The organism is Nocardia sp. XZ_19_231 (assembly GCF_015355705.1).
Classification (GTDB): domain Bacteria; phylum Actinomycetota; class Actinomycetes; order Mycobacteriales; family Mycobacteriaceae; genus Nocardia; species Nocardia salmonicida.
Genome location: NZ_JACUZI010000004.1, coordinates 485,407 through 503,958, shown reverse-complemented (window position 1 = coordinate 503,958; position 18,552 = coordinate 485,407). Strand labels below are relative to the sequence as shown.

Here is an 18,552-nt window from a genome sequence, read left to right as displayed (position 1 = left end):
ACGAACCGATGAAGGTCGTCCTGTTCTGCGGCGGATACGGCATGCGCATGCGCGGCGGATCCGACGACGTCGTCCCCAAGCCGATGCAGTTGGTCGGCCCGCGCCCACTGCTGTGGCACGTGATGCGCTACTACGCGCACTACGGCCACAAGGAATTCGTGCTGTGCCTCGGCTACGGCGCCGAACACATCAAGAACTTCTTCCTCACCTACCAGGAGTCGGCGTCCAACGACTTCGTGATCCGCAACGGTGAAGTGGAGCTGCTGAGCAGCGACATCAGCGACTGGTCGATCACTTTCGTCGACACCGGCGTCGAATCCGCGATCGGGGAACGCCTGCGGCGCGTGCGCGAGCACCTCGACGGCGACGAGCACTTCCTGGCCAACTACGCCGACGTCCTCACCGACGCACCGCTGGACACCATGATCGAACGCTTCCACGCCTCGGGTGCGGCCGCGTCGATGATGGTGGTGCCACCGCAGTCCTCGTTCCACTGCGTGGACATCTCACCCACGGGCGAGGTGAAGGACATCGTGCCGGTGGCACAGATGCCCCTGTGGGAGAACGGCGGATACTTCGTACTCAGCCAGGAGATCTTCGATCTCCTGCCGCCGGGCGGCGACCTGGTGGCCGACGCGTGCGGCGCGCTCGCCGGGCAGGGCAGGCTCTTCGGGTATCAGCACATGGGCTTCTGGAAGCCTGCCGACACCTTCAAGGAACGCGCCGAACTCGACGACGCCTACCGCAACGGCACCCGGCCGTGGATGGTGTGGGACCGACCGTGATCGGTTTGTTCACCCGCCCACCACGCCGGATCGCGGTGCTCGGCGCGCACTGCGACGACATCGCGATCGGGATGGGGGCGACACTGCTCGCGCTCACCGGCGCCGATCCCGAGGTCGAGGTGCGGGCCCTGGTGCTCTCCGGCGGCGGCACCGCCCGCGAGGACGAGGAGCGCGCGGCGCTCACCGCGTTCTGCTCGGGCACCGAGCCGCAGCTGCACGTCCTCGATGTGCCCGACGGCCGCGCACCGGCGCACTGGGACCGGATCAAGAACGCACTCGCGGACTTTCGTCGTGGCGGCGAACCCGAGGTGGTGTTCGCGCCGCATCGTGGCGACGCCCATCAGGACCATCGCCTGCTCGCCGAACTGGTACCGACCGAGTTCCGCGATCACCTGACCCTGGGCTACGAAATCCTCAAATGGGAGACCGACACCCCAGCCCCCACGCTTTACCACCCGTTGAGTCATGCACTGGCACAACAGAAGTCGCGACTGCTGCACGAGCACTATCCGTCGCAGACGGGCCGCGACTGGTTCGACGAACAGGCCTTCCTCGGGCTGGCCCGGATGCGTGGCGTGCAGTGCCACGCACCCTATGCCGAGGCGTTCGTGCTCGACAAAGCGATCATCAGATGGGAACAAGAGACGTGAACATGCGGGTACTGGTCACCGGGCACCAGGGCTATCTCGGCACCGTGATGGTGCCGGTGCTGCGGGCGGCGGGCCACCAGGTCACCGGCCTGGACATCGGCTACTTCGCCGACTGCGTGCTCGGCGAATTCGCCGGTGATCCCGAAGGTTTGGCGGTGGACCTGCGCGAGGTGACCGTCGAGCAGCTGCGCGGTTTCGACGCGGTGATCCATCTCGCCGCGTTGTCGAACGATCCCCTCGGCGCCCTCGCGCCGGAGATCACCTACGACATCAACCATCACGCGTCGGTGCGCCTGGCCCGCCTCGCCAAAGAGGCCGGGGTCTCACGGTTCCTCTACGCCTCGACCTGCTCGGTCTACGGCGCCGCCGGTGCCGAGCTCGTCACCGAGGACGCTCCGCTACGGCCCATCACCCCGTACGCCGAGAGCAAGGTCCGCGTCGAAGACGATGTGGCCGCCCTCGCCGACGACGATTTCGTCCCGGTGTTCCTGCGCAACGCAACGGCTTTCGGCTTCTCGCCGCGACTGCGGGCCGATATCGTGCTCAACAATCTGGTCGGCTACGCGGTGCTCACCGGCGAGGTGAAGGTGCTCTCCGACGGCACCCCGTGGCGACCCCTGGTCCACGCCGCGGACATCGCCGCCGCGTTCGCCACCTGCCTCACCGCCCCCGCCGCCGATGTCTCGTGCCGGGCGTTCAACATCGGCACCGAGGTCAACAACCTGACCGTCGCCGAGATCGCCGCCTCGGTGGTCGACGCGGTGCCGGGCTCACGTCTGCTGATCACCGGCGAGAGCGGCGCGGACCCGCGGTCCTACCGGGTCGATTTCTCTTACGCGCGTGAAGTTCTCGGCTTCGAGGCCCAGTGGACGGTGCCCGCGGGTGCGGCCGAGCTGTTCACCGAGTACACCGCGCGCGGGCTCACCTCGGACGCGTTCTTCCGGCGGTTCACCCGGCTGCCACATCTGCAGGGCCTGTGCGACTCCGGGGTGCTCGACGCACAGCTGCGCCGGATCAGTGCGTCGGCGTCAGCGTAGCCAGCAGCGCAGGCCAGCTCCCGGCTCGCGCGTCGCGCGCGGAGACCGGGCCGACGGGCAGCGGCCAGTCGATGGCCAGCTCGGGGTCGTCGTAGGCGACCCCGAGGTCCTCGGTGGGATCGTGCGGGCGGTCGATGCGATAGCAGACGTCGGCGACCTCGGTGAGTGCCTGGAATCCGTGCAGGAAACCCGGCGGCACGTACAGGTGGTGGAACTGCTCGTCGTCGAGCCGAAACGCTTGACGCGCACCGAAAGTCGGCGAACCGGGACGAATGTCGACGAGCACGTCGTGGACGGCGCCGTGCGCGCAACGCACCAGCTTGGCCTCACCGCGCCCGCCGCGACCGTGCATGCCACGGATCACCCCGCGCACCGACCGCGACTGCGAATCCTGCACGAAGCTCGCCGCCGTGCCCGGCACCCCGAGATAGGCGTCGAACTCGCCCGCGTCGAACGTGCGGGTGAACAACCCACGCTCGTCCCGGAACGGTTCGGGAACGAGTACCACCACGTCGGCCAATTCAGTCCGCTCGATACGCACGAGGACATCCTGCCATGACCCGCCGATGCCGCGGTTGCGCGAAGACCGCACTCACTCCCGTACTCGACCTGGGATCGGTCCCGGCGGCGGACCACTTTCCGCCACGTGACACTCCGGTCGCCGACACCGAATCCGGCCATCCGTTGCGGATGGACCAGTGCACGGCCTGCGGGCTGGCCCAACTCGCCGACGACGACACCGTCACGGCCGAACCCCGCGGCGTCGAACCGCAGGCACTGCGCGATCAGGCCGCAGACGCAGTGCGGCTGGTGCACGCCGCCGGACTGTTGTCCGGTTCGACAGTCACCGAATTCGGCAGCCCCCACGGCGGCACCTGGCTGCCCCTGCTCGCCGCCCACGGTTTCACCGAGAAGACCAGCGGACCGGCCGATGTGGTGCTCGACTGCTTCGGCATCATGCACGAACCCGATCAGCGGGCGGCCTTCGCGGCACGTGCCGCGGCGACAGCTCCCGATGGCGTGCTGCTGGTGCAGTACCACTCGCTGGCCGCCATCGTCGCGCAGGGACAGTGGAATGCGTTGCGGCACGGACACTTCGCGTACTACTCTTTGTCCACCCTGCGCACGCTGCTGCGGGCCGCGGAAATGAGCGTGGTCACCGCGTGGGCGTTCGACCTCTACGGCGGCACCGTGCTGCTCGCGGTGCGCCACGGCGAGCACACTCCGGATGCCGCGGTCGACGAACTGCTCACAACCGAAGCCGATTCGCTGGGCTCCACTGACGAGCTGCAATACACGGTCGACCGCCACGTCAGTGCGCTGCGCGCGTGGTTGGAAGACTGCGCCGCACACCATCATCGGGTCTTCGCCTACGGTGCGGCGTCCCGAGCAGTAGCCCTGTTGAGCATGGCGGGCGCGCACCGCGGCCTGCTCGCCGGTGTCGCCGATGCCTCGCCCGGTAAACAGGGCTGTCGGATGCCCGGCACCGATGTGCCCATCATCTCTCCCGCCGAGCTGGTCGCCGCCGAACCCGACCTCGTACTGCTGACGCTGCCGGACCTGTTCACCGAAGTGAGCGCAGCACTGCCCGCACTCGACGGCCGGTGGATGATCGACGACCCCGCGGGCCCACGTCGGCGATAGTTACCTGCGAAGACTGTGGCAGAGGTGACCCTCTGTCGACCGGCACATGATCGGAGGGCGTGCGATACTCGGATCGCTCAGCGCCGCACCATGATCGAGTTCAGGTCACCGCTGGACCGTCGCAGTGTCGCGGTGGGCCGGTGCCCGGATCGCAGGGGGCTGCGGCGTCGAACGCACCGTTCGGCGGGCGAGTATCCAGGGGATGAATTCTGATGAGGGGAACCACCGTGCTTGCACCGCGCGCGCTCCGGATGGCCGCGATGGCATCGGCCATCGCGGTCGGTCTCGCCATGGGAGCAGGCTCTGCCACTGCCGGAATCGACAGCAGCAGCATTGTTCTCGACGGCGACAACCGCACCGTCGAAGCTATCCAGTCCGACACCCGGATCGACTTCGTCGCACCATTGGACGGCAATCCGCTCACCCGCGAGTGGTTCCACAGTGGCGCGGCCTCCTACCTGGTCACCGGTCCCGAGGCCGAGGCCTGGTCCGGCCATCTCATCGTGGGCTATCAGGTCGGCTACCCCGCCACCCTCGATGGCAAAATCAAGTTCGAGTGGTCGACCCCGAGCCTCGGCCTCGAGGTCGGCGCCGACGGTCCCATCGTCAAGCTCGACGGCCTCATCCCGCGCGCGGGCATCGAACTCGCCGCGGGCTTCGGCCCCGGCATCCAGGAGGTCGAGGTCGCCGGTGGCGAGATCTCCGGAGCTGAAGGCGTGCTGCGTCTTTCGGGCTTCCACGGCACCGTCACCGGTGTGCTCGGCCAGACCAACGTCCGCCCGTTCGTGAAGATCGTCGGCTCCACCGGCGACACCGTCGTCACCTACGGCAAGACCTTCTCGATCTGATCGGTCTCGCCCCGGCGAGCCGTCACCCGTCGGGGCGCTCGAGACCTGACCGGCCGGGGCCGGGGCCTCATTCGCCCGGGCGCACCGCGCCGACCGCGCCCAGTGTCCGCACCCGGACGCGTTCCATGATCTGTCCGACCAGTCGCAGGTCCCCGGTGAGTACGTCGGCTCGCGTGACCAATTCGGGGTGGTCGACGACGAGGCGATGGTGGAAGCGGTACATGTCGGTGAGCTTGGACCTGGTGGTGGTGCGACTGCACAGGTTGAACGAGGAGTTGCGCCACGCGGCGACGATCCGTTCCATACCGACGAAGTGGCCGCCGGTGGCGACGCGGGCGAAGAGGTCGACATCCATCGGGAACACCAGGTCAGGGCGCAGACCGCCCACGCGCCGGTAGTCGGCCAGCCGGAACATCGCCGCGGCCGTCGGCCCGAACTCGGCCGGACCGCGACGCACGATGACCTTGGCCAGTTCCCGTGGCGTGCGGCGGCCGAGCAGACCGGGCAGACCGAGGTCGGTCTCGAGCAAGCCGCCCTGCTCATCGATCACATCGAAGCGTCCCGCGCAGATCGCGACCGACGAGTCGGCCATCAGCGCCCACTGTTCGGTCAGGGCGCCGGGACGCAGGATGTCGTCGGCACACACGACTTTCACCAGTTCACCGGAGGCGGCCCGGATCACCCGATCCCAATTGGCCCCGATCGGCAACACCGACTCGTTGCGCAGCACCCGCACTCGGGGATCGCCGGTGGAGCGGGCGATCTCGCCGGTGCGGTCAGCGCTGGCGTTGTCGAGGACGAGCAGCTCGAAGTCGGCGTCCTCGGCGAGCACCGATTCCAAGGTCACCGCGAGCGTCCGCTCGGCGTCGTAGGCAGGCACACACACCGTCAACGCGGAAACCATCGTCGCACTCCCTGTCACCGGGTTATGCCTTGTTGCACTCCCGCCTTCCCCGGTGAGGAATCTACCCCACCCCCTGACTGCCTGCCGCCCGGTGGGCCCGAACGTGGTTACTCCCCTACACTGTGGGCCGATAGCGAATTCGCCGGTCGGGATGCACTTCGCGGGACACATGATGAAGGGTGCGGAGGTTGACGACTGCGACCGCAATGGTTGGTGTGCACATGACCGGATCGGAATGGTTCGGTGCCACTCCGGGCGGCCTCAACCGGTATTTCACCGATCTGTATCGAGCACTCGCACGGCAACCGGAGATGGCGGTGACCGCGGCCGCGTTCGGCACCGCCGACCACGCGGGCGCCGGATCGTGGGGACCGACGGGCGGTTCGACACTGCATCGCACCCGCACCGCGCTGCTCGCCCGCTCCGAACTCGCCCCCGGCACCGTCCTGGACCGGCACTTCTGCCTCTACGGCCCCCTCGCCCGGACCGCGACGTCGAAACTTCCGCTCGTGGTCCACTTCCACGGACCGTGGGCGCAGGAGAGCGCGATGGCGGGCGAATCGGTCCGTGCCGTGCGGGCCAAGTACCTGTTCGAACGACTGCGTTATCGCGGGGCCGACCGATTCATCGTGCTGTCGGGCCACTTCCGTGACGTGCTCGAACGCGACTACCAGGTGCCCGCCGACCGGATCTCGGTCATTCCGCCCGGCGTCGACCTCGACCGGTTCCGCGCCGCGCCGCTCGACACCACCGCCACCACCCGGACCGTGTTGTGTGTGCGCAGGCTCGAGCGGCGCATGGGCATCGACGTGTTGTTGCGAGCATGGCCGCAGGTATCGGCCGCCCATCCCGATGCCCGACTCGTCGTCGTCGGCACCGGTACCGCCGAAGCGGAGTTGCGGGCCGCGGCGGCCGAGCTCGGGGGCACCGTCGAGTTCACCGGCCGGGTCGGCGACGACGAACTCACCGACCTCTACGCCGAGGCCACCGTCTCCGTTGTCCCGACCGTCGCGCTGGAGGGCTTCGGGCTGATCGCCCTGGAATCCCTGGCCGCCGGGCGGGCACCGATCGTCACCGACTGCGGCGGATTGCCCGACGCCGTGCGCGGCCTCGACCCCACCCTGGTCGTTCCCGCGGGCGAGCCCGACGCGCTCGCCGCCCGGCTCGTCACCGCTCTCGACGGCACGGTTCCCGACCCGGCCGCCTGCCGCGCGCACGCGCGGACCTTCACCTGGGACATCGCCGCCGACCGCCACGCTGCCCTCTATCGGGACCTGCTGTGACCCGAGCTGTCTTTCTCGCACACACCGCGGCACCGTCCGGCGCCGAACTGGCCACCCTGCGGCTGCTCGACGCCTTGCGCGCGACGGGCCGCTATCAGGTCACCATGATCTACACCGAGGACGGACCGATGGTGGCCCGGATGCGGGCACGCGACATCGAAACCCGAGTCGTCACGGGACGATTCGACTCGCGCGCCATGCGCATCGGCACCGGCGTGCTCGGACTGCTCACCGGCTTCATCGCCCTGCTGCGGTTGGGCTGGGCCGTCGGCGCGGTGGTTGCCGAGACCCGCGCCGATGTCGTCGTCGCCGAGAGCACCAAGGCACTGGTCCTGGGCGCTGTCGCCGCCCGTCGCGCGCGTGTTCCGCTGGTGTGGCAAGTCCACGACCGCGTCTCCCCTGACTACTTCGGCGCGATTCCGGCCCTGGTGATCCGTGTGCTGGCTCGGCTCGTGTGCCGTGGGCAGCTCGCCAACAGTCGCGCGACCGCTGCCACCCTGCCCGCTGGACTGTCTACCGCGATCGCCTATCCCGGTGTCGAACTGCCTGCGACACAAGCGGATCCGCGCACCCGCTCGGCCGCGGAGGCGGTAGTGGTCGTAGTCGGCAGACTCAGTCCGTGGAAAGGCCAGGACGTCTTCCTGCGCGCGATCGCCGCGCTGCGGGTGCGGCCTGCCCGGGTGGTGCTGGTGGGCGGCACGTTCTTCGGCGAGCAACCGTATCGCGCACAGCTGGAGAAGCTCGCGGCCGAGTTGGGTGTGGCCGCCGAATTCACCGGCCATGTCGACGATCCCGCCGAATATCTCACCACCGCGGACATCCTCGTGCACTGCTCGGTGCTGCCGGAGCCCTTCGGGCAGGTCGTCGTCGAAGGCATGGCCGCGGGCTGCGCGGTGGTCGCGGCGACACCGGGCGGTCCCACCGAGATCATCGACTCCGGCGTCGACGGTCTGCTCGTCCCCGGTGGCGATGTCGGCGCCCTCACAGCCGCGCTGGACACCCTCCTGCACGACCCCGCCGACCGTGCCCGCCTCGCCCTGGCGGGCCGCGACCGCGCGCGCGACTTCGACATCCACACCAGCGCCCGCACCGTCGCCGACTTCCTCGACACCATGGTGACCCGCGGTGACTGAGCACGATCGCTATCTGGCCACCGTCACCACCGACGTCTTCCCGCACGTGCAGCCGGTCCCCCGGGAACCCGGCGCGCACCGCCGACCCGAGGACGAACGCGGGTCCGGCGGGGGGGGCAGGCACATCAAGTCCAGCCCGCTGGCTGTGCTGCGCGACATCGGGTTCGTCAGCTTCGGCAAGTACGGGCAGTATCTGGTCACCTTCATCACGGTGCCGCTGATCGCCCGGGTGCTCGGCGCGCACGGTCTCGGGCTGCTCGCGATGGCGATGTCGGCCTATTTCATCGGCTCGCTGATCGTCGACCTCGGCATCACCTCGTTCATGGCCGCACGGGTGCCCGATGCCGAGGACAACCAGGGTGCCGGGACACGGTTCGCGGCCATCAACCAGTTGCGCGGCGATTACCTCGCTGTCCGGCTGAGCCTGCTGCTGATACTCGGGCTGGCGCTGGGCGCCGGTCTGATGTTCGGTGTCCCCGAACCGGTGCAGATGATCCTGCTCGGTTTGTTCGCGGGCGGGTTCTGGTCGATGTCGGAGGACTGGCTGCTGATCGGGCAGGGCCGTTTCGGCGCGTCGACGGTTTATCAGGGCATCGGGCGGCTCGGCTATCTTGCCCTGTTGGTCGGTGTACTGCCGCGCCTGCCGAGTGCTCAGGTCGCGGTGTTGTGCCTGCTGGTGTCGTCGGTGCCCACGGTCGTGGCCACCTGGATCGATACCTCCCGGCGGTACGGCCGACCGTCGCGACCACGTGATGTCGGTGAACTGCTCCGCACGGGCGCACCGGTTTTCGCCTCGCGCTTGCTCATCACCACCTACGGCCAGGGCGCCGCCGCGATCTATTCGGTGGTGCTCAACGCGGCCGCCCTCGGCCTGTACTCGGCGGGCGATCGCCTCGTGCGGGCCTTGCAATCGCTGCTCGACCCGATCGGTTTCGCCCTGCTACCGCGCCTGGCGCGACGCAGTTCCGACGGCAACTTCTGGCGGGACAGCGTGCGGGTTCTCGCGGCCTGCGTCGCACTGGCCGCGCTGGTGAGCGCGCTGGTATGGGTCACGGCGCCCTTCCTGATCGAAGTGATCTTCGGCACCGAATTCCTCGGCGCGACCTCACTGTTGCGGATCGAGATCCTGATCCTGCCCGCCACTACGGTCACCTCGTTCGTCACCACCGCGATCCTGCCGGTCCGCCAAGACACCTTCGGTGTGCTCACCGGCGCGGTGATCGGCACGGTGATCGCGGCCTGCGCGCTCGGGCTGACCTTCCGCACCCACTCGGTACACACCCTCGTCTACGGCAGCGTGCTGGTCGAATACACCGTCGCTGCCTGGTATCTCGCGCGGGTCAGAATGCTGGTCCTGCGCGACCGGCGCAACAAGGACCATCACGCATGAAAATCCTCTTCATCGGCGACGACTGGATCGGCAGCAACGCCCGTTCGCTGGCCGACGGTTTCCGCCAGGCCGGCCACGATGTGCTCGTCGTCGACTCGACCACGATCACGCTGCCGACCCGTTTGTCTCCGCCCTGGATCTATGCCAAAGCGCGCAACGAACGGGCGCCGTGGCAGGTGCGCGCATTACACGAGCGAATCGAACGTAGCGCTGCGGCCTTCGATCCCGATATGGTGTTCGTGTTCAAGGGAATCCATCTCGACCAGCGCAGATTGCTCGACCTGCCTGCCGCGCTGCATGTGCATTACAGCGCCGACGATGTGGCGAACCCGGAAAATCTCACCCCCTCCTACCTCGCGCACGAATCCGAGTGGGATCTGGTGGTCACCACCAAGCGCCACAATGTGCCCGAGTTGCGGGCCCGCGGGGCTCGCGCCGTCGGTTTCGTTCGCAGTGCCTACGATCCGGCCTGGCATCACCGGACCGCCCGCCGCGACGGGCGTGACTACCTGGTCGGCTTCATCGGTGTGTGCCGTCCCGACCGCCGCACCGCGATGGTCGAACTGGCCGGACGCTACGGCGATCGCATGCTGGTCCGTGGGCCCGGTTGGCGCCGGGTACCCGAACTGCGCGCCACCGGCGCCCATGTGGGCGGCGCTGTCTACGGCGCCCAGTATTCGGCCGCGGTAGCCCAGGTCGGCGCGAACCTGGTGCTGCTGAACTCCGACAACCGCGACACCCATACCTGCCGCACCTTCGAGGTGCCCGCGGCCGGTGGGCTGTTCGTCGGCGAACGCACCGACGAACACGCCGAGCTCTTCGACGACACCGCCGAGTGCTTCCTGTTCTCCGACACCGACGAACTCCACGACATCCTCGATCGCTGCGCGGCCGAACCGAACACCATCGCCGCTGTGGCCGCCGCCGGGCACCGCCGTGTCGTGGCCGACGGGCACCGCTATGTGGATCGGGCGCACGAGATCGTCGCGCTGGCACAGGAGGTCAGGCTCTGACCGGCTATGCCACCGTCGCCTCTGTCGCCGCCGCACTGCTCGTCATTGCGGTCGCTGCCCTCTGGGTGCCCGGTATCGCCAGGGTGTTCCTCATCGCCCAGGCCGTGTTCTGGTCACTGTCGTATGTGGCGCGACCGTTGGTGCTGCTGGCGGTGCAGCCCGCACCGCACTTCGGTGACAACGTGCCCGATCCGCGGCTGGCCGACCTCGGCTACGACCGCGGGATCGCGCTGGCCCTGCAACATGTCGTGTTCGGGCTCTGGGTGTACGCCGCGCTGGTCATCGCCTATGCGATCTGGGCGCACCGAAGGCCGCTGCGCCGCGCCGCCGTCCTCGACGATCCGGATTTCGTCCCCGCGCTGGTCACCCTGTATGTGCTCGGCATGCTCGGGCGGGCCGCGGGCAAGGCCTCGGGATCGGCGGGCACCGCGGGCGAGGTCGACAGCGCCAACCCGATACTCGCTTTCCTCGCCGTGCCTGCCTCGATCGCCGCGATCGGCCTGATCATCTTCCTGCGGTCACCCGACCCGCGCCGCGGCGCGATCGTCCTCGCCGGTCTGCTGGCGGGTGAGCTGTGGTGGTCGTCGGTGGTGCAGTCCAAGACGCCGATCCTGGGTGCCGCGCTGGCCCTGGTCATCCGGTTCTCGATGATCGGCTGGAACCGTCGCACCGCCCTCGGTGTCGCGGGCATCGGCGTGATCGGCGTGATCGGCTTCGGCTGGCTGCAGTCGTTCAAGTCCACCGGCACCGCGGCGCGCGACGCGGCGTCGGTCGATTCCATCTACCCGGAGAGCGTGCAGCCGTTCCTGAGCATCCTGCGCCGGTTCGACCTCCTCGAGGCCGCGACCGACGCGCTGTTCTACGGTGCGGGCGGCTGGCTGACGCCGACCGAGATGGTCCAGCACGCGAGCCTGAGCCTCATCCCGGCGCCGGTGCTCGGGTTGGAGAAGTTCCAGTCCGGAACGGCGTGGGCGAACGAGGTGCGCGGCGCCTCGGTGGATATGAGCACCGTGACGGTCTCGCTCGCCGAGGGAAACTTCAACGAGGGTTATGTACTCGGCGGCTACACCGGCGTCGTCGTGTGCGCGGTGTTCACTTTCGCGCTGTTGCTGGCGTGGTCGTATTCGCTGTACTCGCGATGGTTTCCGGTGGTCGTGCTCGGTCTGGCGATCACCGGCGCCTCGACGCTGTTCGAGCGCGGAATTCTCGGCAGCATGGAGAATCTCGGCAAGTTCTTGCAGACCGCCGTGCTGGCGTGGCTGGTGTATCTGGTCGTCGAGGAGTACCGGCGCACCGAATCATGTGTGGTATCAGCGGAAATGGAGTCCCAGCGATGGGTTTGATCGATATGTGGCGCATCGTCCGACAGCGGTGGTTGTTGATCGTGGCTGTCGTGCTGGTGTGCACGGCAGCCGCCTGGGGCTACGCGCAAACACTGCCGAGCACCTATGCCGCGTCGAGTTCGATGTATGTATCGATGGCGACAGGCACCTCGGTCAACGATTCGTATCAGGGTGGTCTGGCCGCGCAGCAACGCGTGCGGTCCTATCTCGACCTGGCTTCCTCGACGACCGTCGCGGCACGGGTAGTGGACGAGAAGGGTCTGAAGGTCACGCCGGAGGCGATGCGCGCGCGGATCACCGCCAGTTCGCCGCCCGCGACCTCGGTGATCATGATTTCCGTAGAGGATTCGACACCGACCGGCGCCCGCGACCTCACCGACGCGGCCGTGGCGCAGTTTCGCAAGCTCGTCGACGAACTCGAATCCATCCAGCGTGACGCGGCACCGGCGGCGCGGGTCGCCGTGGTCGACCGGGCACAGGTGCCGAGCACACCGCTCGGGGCGCCACCGAGCAGGATCGCGCTGCTGGGTCTGATCGCCGGTCTCGCGCTCGCGGGCGGGGCCGCGCTGCTGCGCGAGCGCACCGACCGTTCGCTGCGTACCCCGGATGCTGTGGCGGCGGCACTGCCCGTTCCGGTGCTGGGTGTGATCGAAGCGGGCGAGCCCGGTGCCGCGGGTGAGACGCGGCGGTTGCGCAGCCGGTTGCTGCAGCACGATCCCGCGAAGTCCGTGCAGTTGACGAGCCTGTCGACGCGGTCGGAGCCGGATGTCGCGATGGCACTTGCCCGTTCGCTGTCCGACAGTGGACAGCACGTGGCGCTGGTCGACGCCGACACCAGTGGTGGCGGCAGCACCGAGTTCATCACCAGCGACAGCCCGGGGCTGGCGGCGGTGCTGCGCGGCACCCTGCCCGCCGCCAAGGCGCTGACGCCGTGGTCGGAGACCGGGATCGCGTTCCTGCCGCTCGGCGCGGCCGATCAGCTGACCCCTGACCTGCTCGTGTCGGCGCGCTTCGCCGACCTACTCACCGACCTGACATCGCGTTTCGACCATGTCATCGTGGAGACCGCACCGGTCACCGTCGCCGCGGACGCGATCGGCGTGGCGCCGCTGTGCGATGCCACGCTCGGCGTCGTCGAGCTCGGTGCGCTGTCCGCGCCCGGATTGCGCGGCGCGCTCGCGACTCTCGGCGCCGCGAAACTCACGGGAGCGGTGGTGTACAGCAGACCGTCGGCTCCTCTGGCCCGTTTCCTGGAACGGTTGCCCCTGTGAACGAGGAATCAGTGGGGCGGCGGCGTCTGCTCGCCGCCACCTTCGGCGCGGCGGCAGTGCTGCCGCTGGCCGCGGCGTGTGCCGCCGACCCGGAACCGAGTCCCGAGTTCCGCTCACCGCACGTCAGCGATACGCCCGCGGCGCGCAACGTCCGCGATTTCGGGGCGGTCGGCGACGGTAAGGCCGACGACACCGCCGCCATCGCCGCGGCCATGGCGGCCACGGATCGACCGATGGTGTTGTATCTGCCCGCGGGCACCTACCGTGTCCGGTCGTGGCCCGCGATGCCCGATTACGCCACGGTGCTCGGCGACGGCGGGGACGCCAGCGTCGTGTTCTGCGAGGAGGATGTGACGCTGATCCGGTTGGAGCAGCGCAACCGGGTTCGGTTCGCCCGCATCGGCTTCTATCTCACCGGGCCGCGGGCCACCGGGTTCGTGCTCTCGGAATGCTTCCGCTGTTCGTTCGACAGTGTCGTGATCCGTGGCAACCATCTCAGCGACAACCACCCTCGCTTCCTCGCCCAGCGCGGTGTCGTGCTGGACCGCAATACCGGCGGCACCGCGTTCATCAATTGCGATATCAATAATTTCGGGGTCGGCCTGGAAACCCAATGCATCCAGAATTACGTCACCTCATCGAAATTCACGAGCAATTACGTCGGCGTGCTCGGCACCGGCAACGACCATAATGCCGGATTGGCTTTGACCAATGTGGAATTCGTCTCCGATCGCGATCCGCGCACCACTGATCGCCATCTCATGGTCGACGGCGCGGCCAACGATTGGTGGCTGACCAATATCTGGTTCGAGGGCGCCGATATCGCGGTCTCGGTCGGGACACGAGGCAAGGGCGGACCCGCCCAGTTCGGCATGGTCAATTGCAAGGTGGCGGCCCGTTCGGTCGGGATCGATCTCGCCTACTGCAGGCAGCCGTATCTGGCGAATGTGGTCTTCGATCAGGAATCCGACCGTCCCGCCGTCGAATTGCGCATCGACCCCACCGACTGCGCGGAGGGCACCGCGATCAATCTCATCTCCGGTTCCGCCGACGACCTGCGCGCCGGAGTGTTCCCCGACGGATGGCAGGTGATCGGGCGCAGCGGGATGCGGACCTCGCGCTTCACCGGCACGGTGATCACCAGGGCCGGGCACGGCGACGCCGACCTCTTCCAGGCACAGGGCAACGACGGATCGGTCCGGTCGGCCGTATTGTCCAGCGGCGCTTGGCTATCCGATCACTCCGACGCGGGACTCGTCCTCAAGGACCCCGGGGGTGGTTACTGGCGGTTGGCCGTCGGTACCGACGGCGCGCTGCGCACCGTGGCAATGGGCAAACAACGGCCACGACAATGAGTTCGTCCTATGCCTCGGTTGTCCTGGGACCGGTGCGTCTGCGCGGTGTCACGGTCCGGCTGCGTCCACCGGCTTTCGGCGATTTCGCCGAGTGGCGACGGATTCGCCTGCGTGATCGCGCCTGTCTCGAACCGTTCTGGTTTCGTTCGTCGTCGACCTGGGAGCAGCGGCACACCGCGACCCGCTGGGTGCGTGAATGTCTCACTGCCCGCGCCGAAGCCGAGGCCGGGCGACGGGTGAGTACGGTGCTCGAGATCGACGGCAGGTTCGCCGGGCAGATCGAGCTGGTCGGTATCGACTCCGGCGCCGCCGAGCTCAGCGTGTGGGTCGACGCCGAGGTCGCCCGACGTGGTGCGAGCGGGCTCGCCGGGTCGCTGCTGCTCGACTTCGGGTTCGGCACCGCAGGCCTGGAGCGGATCACCGCGCCGATCGCCGTCACCAATGCCGGTGCGCGGCGCGCGGTCCGGCAGCGCTGGACGATGGAAGCTGTGATGGCCGGATACTTCGACGTCGGAAGCGGCCGCGTCGACCACGAACTGTGGTCGGTGACCAGCGATCGGATACCCGCGGGCGGGTTCGCCGCCGACTGGCTGAAGGGCTATCTCGCGAACCACCCCGCTGTCGAGGACCCTGCCGACGCCCCCGGCTCGGCGACCGGTGCCGCGGTATCGAGGTACACGATTCTGCGGGCCCGCATACGCTACTGCCTCGGCAGGATGCGGCACCTGGCCGACCCGCTGCGTGCCGCCACCGCCGCAACGGCGCGCGCGGAGTACGGTTCGGTGACGATACGGCCTTGGCGCAGTAGCGATTTCAGGCTTCGCCGCGCCGCGCGGATCGCCGCGCGGCCGCTGCTCGCCCCGGCGACACCACCCGAGGACTGGACCCGGCTACACACCCGGCGGGAGTGGTGGCGAGCCAGGGCAGCGTCTCGGCGGGGGCTTCGCGGCAAGCACGGCGCCGTCCTGGTCGTCGAGGAAGCCGGCCGATACGTCGGCGAGTGCCGCCTCTTCGACCAGGATATGTTCGATCGCAATGTTCGTGCCGCCGTGTGGGTTTCACCCCAGGCTGCCCCGGAGGTCGCGGTCGGCGCGTTACGTCTGCTGATCCGGCACGCCACCGAACGGCTCGGTATCTGGCGGGTGGCGCTGGCCGTACCGTCGGCCGACCACGCGGGTGCGGCGGTCGCCCTCGACGCCGGTCTGCGCCACGAGGGCACCATGCACCGCTACCGCGGTGTCGACGGCCAACTCGCCGATCACGAGCTGTGGGCGTTCAGCACCGCGCACACCACCGCGGCGTGCGTCGGCGGCGCCGGAGGGGAACACTCATGACAGCCCACCACGGTTTCGACCGCAGTAACGAGCTGCAAGCGCGTTTGCACGATCTGGTTCCCGGCGGCGCGCACACCTACGCCCGCGGCGCCGACCAATATCCCGAGTTCATGGCGCCGATCCTGGTACGCGGCAACGGCGCTCACGTCTGGGATGCCGATGGCAATCGTTATGTCGAGTACGGGATGGGCCTGCGCGCGGTGACGCTGGGCCACGGCTACGCGCCGGTGCTCGCCGCGGTGTCGCAGGTCATCGCCGACGGCGTGAGCTTCAGCAGGCCCACCGAACTGGAACTGCTCGCCGCGCAGGACTTCCTGTCGCTCGTACCAGGCGCCGACATGGTGAAATTCGCCAAGAACGGCTCCGACGCCACCACCGCCGCGGTCCGCCTGGCCAGAGCGGTGACCGGCCGCACCACCATCGCCGTCTGCGATCAGCCGTTCTTCTCCGTCGACGACTGGTTCATCGGCACCACCGAGATGGCTGGGGGCATCCCCGCCGTCGACGTCGTGAAGTTCGCGTACAACGACCTCGACGCCCTCGCGGCGACACTGGCGGACGGCCGCGTGGCCGCGGTGTTCCTGGAGGCCGCGACCGCGATGGCCGAACCGCTTCCTGGCTACCTGGAAGGTGTTCGCGCTCTGTGTGATCGATACGGCACACTGCTCGTGTTCGACGAGATGATCACCGGCTTCCGCTGGTCGGCCGGCGGCGCCCAAGCCGTCTACGGCGTGACACCCGACCTGTCGTGCTGGGGCAAGGCGATGGGCAACGGCTTCCCGATCTCCGCGCTCGCGGGCAAGCGCGAGTACATGGAGCGGGGCGGGCTGCGCACCGAGGAAGATCGCGTATTCCTGCTCTCGACGACGCACGGTCCGGAAACGTCCTCGCTGGCCGCGTTCCGGGCGGTGGTGCACGCCTACCGCACCGAGGACCCCGTCGGGCGGATGGAACAGGCGGGCCGCGCCCTCGCCGACGGCGTGAACTCGATCGCCGCCGACCTCGGCATCGCCGATTTCCTCCAGGTGCGAGGCAGGCCGTCGTGCCTCATCTACCGCACCATGGACGCCGAAGGTGCTCCCTCCCAAGCATTTCGGACCCTGTTCCTCCAGGAACTGCTGGTCCGCGGCGTCCTCGGCCAGTCGTTCGTCACCTCCGCCGCCCACGACTCGCACGCTATCGCCACGACCGTCGCCGCCTGCGCCGAGGCGGCCGAGGTCTATCGCCGTGCGATCGAGCGCGGCACCGTCGACGGGCTGTTGCGCGGCCGTCCCGTCGCCCCCGCACTGCGTCGCACCGCGGCGCCCCGACAGATCGAAGCGAGCACCCTCCGATGACCCGTGTAGCCATCGTCCACGAACGTTTCACCGAGTTCGGCGGCTCCGAGGCCGTTGTCGGCGAGTTCGTCGAAACCTGGCCAGATGCCGAGGTTTTCGCGCCGATCGTCGCACCGGACGGCCTGCGCGAGCCGGTGCGCACCGTCCACGACACCTGGCTGAGCAAGGCGCACACCTACACCGGGGGCAGGCACGCTCCCCTGCTACCGCTGGTCCCTCGCGCGCTGCGTCGCATGCCGTTGCGCGACTTCGATGTCGTCGTGATCAGCCATCACGCGTTCGCCACCCAGGCCGCCCTGGCCACCGACGCGCCCGTCATCGCCTACGTGCACTCCCCCGCCCGCTGGGCCTGGGATCGCGAGTTCCGCGCGCAGGAGGCAGGCGGCCGGGTCGGCCAATTCGCCCTCGGTGCGCTGGGCACCCTGGCTCGACGCGGTGAACTGCGGGCCGCGCCGCGACTGACGCACGTCATCGCCAACTCGCACGCGGTCGCCGAGCGGGTCACCGACTGGTGGGGCCTGCCCGCCTCGGTGGTCAATCCGCCCGTGCAGGTCAGCCGCTTCACCCCCGATCCCTGGGTGGAGCGCGAGGACTTCTTCCTGTGCGCGGGCAGGCTGGTGCCGTACAAGCGCGCCGACCTCGCCATTCGCGCCGCGCAACGGGCCGGGGTTCGTCTGGTCGTCCTCGGCGAGGGCCGCTTCCGCGCCCAGCTCGACGAGATCGCCGGATCGGAGACGACCTTCCTCGGGGCCACCTCCGGCGAGATGCTGCAGGACATGTACCGGCGCTGCCAGGCCGTGCTGATGCCGGGCATCGAGGACTTCGGCATCGTCCCGGTGGAGGCGATGGCCTGCGGCACGCCCGTGCTCGCGGTCGGTGCGGGCGGCGCCCTCGACACGGTGCGCCCCGGCGTCACCGGCGAATACGTCCCGGCCGGCTCCGATGAGGATGTCGTCGCGGCGCTGGCCGAGGTCATGCGCGAATTCCGTTCGACGGCCTACGATCCCGTCAAGATCCGCGAGCACGCCACCACCTTCGCCCCCGAGGTGTTCCGCAGCAGGATCGCGGGCACCGTCCATGACGTCTTGGCGGCCCAGCCCTGACAGTAGCGACAAGTTGTCTGAAACTGTCAGTTACTGAAAATATCTGTCACACATACCCTTTGACCTGCGACGACAGGTGACAATTCCCACACAGTGATACCACGCCATCCGCTTGCCCCTCT

At 68.7% G+C, this 18,552-nt stretch carries 17 protein-coding genes; 15 read left to right on the top strand and 2 right to left on the bottom strand.

The annotated features are described in order from the left end of the window. Nucleotides 1-8 precede the first annotated feature (8 nt). From IBJ82_RS20965 to IBJ82_RS20955, 3 genes are read left to right on the top strand one after another with little or no spacing between them, the layout of a single operon-like run. Nucleotides 9-785 carry a glucose-1-phosphate cytidylyltransferase gene (locus IBJ82_RS20965; protein WP_194827845.1) on the top strand — a complete coding sequence of 259 codons (777 nt, stop codon included), beginning with the start codon at nucleotides 9-11 and terminating at the stop codon, nucleotides 783-785. Then, nucleotides 770-1,435: a PIG-L family deacetylase gene (locus IBJ82_RS20960; protein ID WP_194827642.1), complete on the top strand. Its 666-nt coding sequence runs from the start codon at nucleotides 770-772 to the stop codon at nucleotides 1,433-1,435. The genes IBJ82_RS20965 and IBJ82_RS20960 overlap by 16 nt, the downstream gene beginning before the upstream one ends. A 2-nt stretch (nucleotides 1,436-1,437) precedes the next feature. Beyond that, on the top strand, nucleotides 1,438-2,472 hold the full coding sequence (locus tag IBJ82_RS20955) for an NAD(P)-dependent oxidoreductase (protein ID WP_194827844.1): 1,035 nt from the start codon (nucleotides 1,438-1,440) through the stop codon (nucleotides 2,470-2,472). Here IBJ82_RS20955 and rfbC read toward each other — a convergent pair. Further along, the gene (gene rfbC / locus IBJ82_RS20950; protein WP_194827641.1) at nucleotides 2,450-3,013 is read right to left on the bottom strand and encodes a dTDP-4-dehydrorhamnose 3,5-epimerase; all 564 of its coding nucleotides are present in this window, start codon (nucleotides 3,011-3,013) and stop codon (nucleotides 2,450-2,452) included. The genes IBJ82_RS20955 and rfbC overlap by 23 nt on opposite strands. 14 nt (nucleotides 3,014-3,027) lie before the next feature. Between rfbC and IBJ82_RS20945 the strand changes: the two genes are divergently transcribed. Together IBJ82_RS20945 and IBJ82_RS20940 are read left to right on the top strand one after the other, a co-directional pair. Continuing rightward, nucleotides 3,028-4,116, top strand: coding sequence for a methyltransferase domain-containing protein (locus tag IBJ82_RS20945; RefSeq protein ID WP_194827640.1), 1,089 nt, complete (start codon nucleotides 3,028-3,030; stop codon nucleotides 4,114-4,116). Nucleotides 4,117-4,328: 212 nt separating this feature from the next. After that, nucleotides 4,329-4,964, top strand: coding sequence for an MspA family porin (locus IBJ82_RS20940; RefSeq protein WP_194827639.1), 636 nt, complete (start codon nucleotides 4,329-4,331; stop codon nucleotides 4,962-4,964). 67 nt (nucleotides 4,965-5,031) lie between these two features. Here the strand turns inward: IBJ82_RS20940 and IBJ82_RS20935 are convergent, their stop codons facing one another. Beyond that, nucleotides 5,032-5,868 (bottom strand): glycosyltransferase family 2 protein, encoded by an 837-nt coding sequence (locus tag IBJ82_RS20935; protein WP_194827638.1) that lies wholly within the window; start codon nucleotides 5,866-5,868, stop codon nucleotides 5,032-5,034. Nucleotides 5,869-6,089: 221 nt separating this feature from the next. Between IBJ82_RS20935 and IBJ82_RS20930 the strand changes: the two genes are divergently transcribed. The 10 genes from IBJ82_RS20930 to IBJ82_RS20885 all read left to right on the top strand — a co-directional run bounded on the left by IBJ82_RS20930 (nucleotide 6,090) and on the right by IBJ82_RS20885 (nucleotide 18,430). Continuing rightward, nucleotides 6,090-7,151 carry a glycosyltransferase family 4 protein gene (locus tag IBJ82_RS20930; protein WP_194827637.1) on the top strand — a complete coding sequence of 354 codons (1,062 nt, stop codon included), beginning with the start codon at nucleotides 6,090-6,092 and terminating at the stop codon, nucleotides 7,149-7,151. Beyond that, complete coding sequence (locus IBJ82_RS20925; RefSeq protein WP_194827636.1) at nucleotides 7,148-8,284, top strand: glycosyltransferase family 4 protein; 1,137 nt, start codon at nucleotides 7,148-7,150, stop codon at nucleotides 8,282-8,284. Before IBJ82_RS20930 ends, IBJ82_RS20925 begins: the two co-directional genes overlap by 4 nt. Nucleotides 8,285-8,408: 124 nt before the next feature. Beyond that, nucleotides 8,409-9,674: an oligosaccharide flippase family protein gene (locus IBJ82_RS20920; RefSeq protein WP_370585418.1), complete on the top strand. Its 1,266-nt coding sequence runs from the start codon at nucleotides 8,409-8,411 to the stop codon at nucleotides 9,672-9,674. Next, nucleotides 9,671-10,687, top strand: coding sequence for a glycosyltransferase (locus IBJ82_RS20915; RefSeq protein WP_194827635.1), 1,017 nt, complete (start codon nucleotides 9,671-9,673; stop codon nucleotides 10,685-10,687). The genes IBJ82_RS20920 and IBJ82_RS20915 overlap by 4 nt, the downstream gene beginning before the upstream one ends. 65 nt (nucleotides 10,688-10,752) lie before the next feature. Next, on the top strand, nucleotides 10,753-12,030 hold the full coding sequence (locus tag IBJ82_RS20910) for a hypothetical protein (protein ID WP_370585402.1): 1,278 nt from the start codon (nucleotides 10,753-10,755) through the stop codon (nucleotides 12,028-12,030). Then, nucleotides 12,021-13,301, top strand: coding sequence for a Wzz/FepE/Etk N-terminal domain-containing protein (locus IBJ82_RS20905; protein ID WP_194827634.1), 1,281 nt, complete (start codon nucleotides 12,021-12,023; stop codon nucleotides 13,299-13,301). The genes IBJ82_RS20910 and IBJ82_RS20905 overlap by 10 nt, the downstream gene beginning before the upstream one ends. Then, the gene (locus IBJ82_RS20900; protein ID WP_194827633.1) at nucleotides 13,298-14,656 is read left to right on the top strand and encodes a glycosyl hydrolase family 28-related protein; all 1,359 of its coding nucleotides are present in this window, start codon (nucleotides 13,298-13,300) and stop codon (nucleotides 14,654-14,656) included. The genes IBJ82_RS20905 and IBJ82_RS20900 overlap by 4 nt, the downstream gene beginning before the upstream one ends. Beyond that, complete coding sequence (locus IBJ82_RS20895) at nucleotides 14,653-15,990, top strand: GNAT family N-acetyltransferase (protein ID WP_194827632.1); 1,338 nt, start codon at nucleotides 14,653-14,655, stop codon at nucleotides 15,988-15,990. The genes IBJ82_RS20900 and IBJ82_RS20895 overlap by 4 nt, the downstream gene beginning before the upstream one ends. Continuing rightward, nucleotides 15,987-17,327, top strand: a complete 1,341-nt coding sequence (locus IBJ82_RS20890; protein ID WP_194827631.1) for a glutamate-1-semialdehyde 2,1-aminomutase — start codon at nucleotides 15,987-15,989, stop codon at nucleotides 17,325-17,327. Before IBJ82_RS20895 ends, IBJ82_RS20890 begins: the two co-directional genes overlap by 4 nt. Beyond that, a complete protein-coding gene (locus tag IBJ82_RS20885; RefSeq protein ID WP_194827630.1) occupies nucleotides 17,324-18,430 on the top strand; it encodes a glycosyltransferase in 1,107 nt (368 codons plus the stop codon). The genes IBJ82_RS20890 and IBJ82_RS20885 overlap by 4 nt, the downstream gene beginning before the upstream one ends. The last annotated feature ends 122 nt before the right edge of the window (nucleotides 18,431-18,552 follow it).

Excerpts from the sequence above, each read along its gene's own strand:
- IBJ82_RS20945 (WP_194827640.1), top strand. The coding sequence starts at position 3,028 with ATGACCCGCCGATGCCGCGGTTGCGCGAAGACCGCACTCACTCCCGTA.
- IBJ82_RS20885 (WP_194827630.1), top strand. The coding sequence starts at position 17,324 with ATGACCCGTGTAGCCATCGTCCACGAACGTTTCACCGAGTTCGGCGGC.
- IBJ82_RS20940 (WP_194827639.1), top strand. The coding sequence starts at position 4,329 with ATGAGGGGAACCACCGTGCTTGCACCGCGCGCGCTCCGGATGGCCGCG.
- IBJ82_RS20965 (WP_194827845.1), top strand. The coding sequence starts at position 9 with ATGAAGGTCGTCCTGTTCTGCGGCGGATACGGCATGCGCATGCGCGGC.
- IBJ82_RS20890 (WP_194827631.1), top strand. The coding sequence starts at position 15,987 with ATGACAGCCCACCACGGTTTCGACCGCAGTAACGAGCTGCAAGCGCGT.
- IBJ82_RS20895 (WP_194827632.1), top strand. The coding sequence starts at position 14,653 with ATGAGTTCGTCCTATGCCTCGGTTGTCCTGGGACCGGTGCGTCTGCGC.
- IBJ82_RS20915 (WP_194827635.1), top strand. The coding sequence starts at position 9,671 with ATGAAAATCCTCTTCATCGGCGACGACTGGATCGGCAGCAACGCCCGT.
- IBJ82_RS20905 (WP_194827634.1), top strand. The coding sequence starts at position 12,021 with ATGGGTTTGATCGATATGTGGCGCATCGTCCGACAGCGGTGGTTGTTG.
- IBJ82_RS20930 (WP_194827637.1), top strand. The coding sequence starts at position 6,090 with ATGACCGGATCGGAATGGTTCGGTGCCACTCCGGGCGGCCTCAACCGG.
- IBJ82_RS20935 (WP_194827638.1), bottom strand. The coding sequence starts at position 5,868 with ATGGTTTCCGCGTTGACGGTGTGTGTGCCTGCCTACGACGCCGAGCGG.
- IBJ82_RS20955 (WP_194827844.1), top strand. The coding sequence starts at position 1,438 with ATGCGGGTACTGGTCACCGGGCACCAGGGCTATCTCGGCACCGTGATG.